The organism is Isoptericola hypogeus, from assembly GCF_039531145.1.
GTDB classification, from domain to species: Bacteria; Actinomycetota; Actinomycetes; order Actinomycetales; family Cellulomonadaceae; genus Isoptericola; species Isoptericola hypogeus.
Genome location: NZ_BAAAPM010000003.1, coordinates 1,121,140 through 1,122,378, shown reverse-complemented (window position 1 = coordinate 1,122,378; position 1,239 = coordinate 1,121,140). Strand labels below are relative to the sequence as shown.

1 protein-coding gene is annotated in these 1,239 nt (G+C 78.6%); it reads right to left on the bottom strand.

Annotated features, from left to right (window positions below; genetic code table 11):
* On the bottom strand, positions 1–1,177 hold a 1,177-nt coding region (locus tag ABD254_RS07320; RefSeq protein ID WP_344247086.1), incomplete at its 3' end, for a sensor histidine kinase.
* Positions 1,178–1,239 lie beyond the last annotated feature (62 nt).

The window sequence follows — 1,239 nt, the reverse complement described above, 5'->3', positions numbered from 1 at the left end:
GCGCGGCCGGTCCGCCCGGGCCGTCGGCGAGCGCGAGCCGCACGACGACGCGCGCCCCCGGAGCGTGCTTGCGGGCGTTGGTCAGGGCTTCCTGCGCGATGCGGTGGAGCGCCTGGCCCGCCGCGGCGGGCAGGGGGGTGGTCGCGACCCCGTCCGGGTCCTCGACGGCGACGTCGGCGCCGGCGGCGCGGGCCGCGTCGACGAGGTCGCCCAGGCGCTCGAGCCGGCCGGGTGCCGCCAGCGGGTCGCGCGGGGCGTCGGCGCGCAGCAGCTCGATCATCGACCGCATCTCCGTCAGCGACGCGACCGAGCTCGCGCGCACCTGCTCCAGCGCGGCCCGGTCCCGGCCGGCGTCGGACGGGGCGGCCAGGGCGGCGCCCGAGTGGATGGCGATGGTGGACAGGTGGGACGCGATGACGTCGTGCAGGTCGCGCGCCATCGCCGCCCGCTCCGCCTGCACCGCCTCGTGCCGGTCGAGCTCGGCGATGCGTGCCAGGTCGGACGCCCGCTCGCGCTCCAGCTCGGCGGCGCGCGCGGCCTCGTCGGCGCGGGCCCGCTCGAGGTCGGCGAGCTCCGACTTCTGCCGGACGTTGTCCGCCCACCACATCGGGACCAGCAGGACCGCCCCGAGCTGCAGCGCCCCGTACACGAAGTAGCGCACGTCGCGGGCCGCCTCGCCCGTGGCCACCGCCCCGACGACCGTCACCGTCACGGCCGTGCCCCACAGCCACGCCCGCGCCCGGGGCCCCGACCACAGCGCCGCCCCGTAGAGCAGGTCCCACAGCACGAGGACGACGGCGAGGCTGCCGCCCCACGACAGGTCCACGAGCGTCACGACGACCCCGCCCGCCAGCGCCAGCATCGGGTGCGCCCGCTTCACGAGGATGAGCGCGCAGCCGACGGCGAGCAGCGCCACGCGCCACCACGGCTCCGGCGCCGGGACGCCGAACGGCCCCTCCCAGCTGACGATGTCCACCAGCCCGACCTCGAGCAGCAGCCACCCGAGGACGAACGTCGTCACCGCCGTGACGACGTCCCCGCGCCGGTCGTCCGCGGTCACCACGACGCGCACGTCGCGCAGGAGGGCGCGCCACCGCGCCCGTTCGGCCGCGGGGCGCGCGGCGTCGTCGGCCGCGGGGCTCGCGGCCGGGGGAGGCCCGGCGGGCTCGACGCTCACCGTCCCATCCCAGCACAGCGGCCCCGGGCACGGGTCGTCCGAAGGGTGTACGCGGGGGCCGC